The organism is Pedobacter sp. HMWF019 (assembly GCF_003061025.1).
Classification (GTDB): Bacteria; Bacteroidota; Bacteroidia; order Sphingobacteriales; family Sphingobacteriaceae; genus Pedobacter.
The window spans coordinates 1-444 of the sequence record NZ_QAIL01000590.1 but is presented as its reverse complement, the minus strand read 5'-3'; the positions used below and the strand labels follow the sequence as shown (position 1 = coordinate 444).

The window sequence follows — 444 nt, the reverse complement described above, 5'->3', positions numbered from 1 at the left end:
TTTTAGTGCAGTTTCTAGTCCGGAATGATCTGGGATTGTTCCGCTTACGCCTTGAAAGGCTTCCTGCGGCATGGCTCCATATAAAGCAACCGCCCGGATCAGGTCATGGCCAAGACCGCCTTCACCAAATTGGGCTTTACCCTGGCGCAGGATGTAGTTTTTAGCTTTTTCTATATAAATGTTTCGGGCGGTAAACATTTCGCTCAGGTCAAATTCGCCTAAACCTTTACGCATTTCTTCAGACTCAATGAGAGAAGTGGTAGAGTAATTCCAGCAGGTGCCGGATTGCCCCTGGTTTTTTACAGAAGTTGCTTTATTGTCCTTGATGACTTTAAGGGGTGTTTCCTGTGCATTTGCAGCAAGAATAAAGCTGATGCTGCAGGCCAGTAAAAAGGTTTTTTTCATTGGGCTATAGTTTTATAGAATAAGGTTAGTTATATGTCC

General features: G+C 43.9%; 1 protein-coding gene. It reads right to left on the bottom strand.

Annotated elements, in window-relative coordinates:
- A partial coding sequence (locus DBR11_RS28215) for a C1 family peptidase (protein WP_304594478.1) occupies nucleotides 1-405 on the bottom strand: 405 nt, incomplete at its 3' end.
- Nucleotides 406-444: the final 39 nt, after the last annotated feature.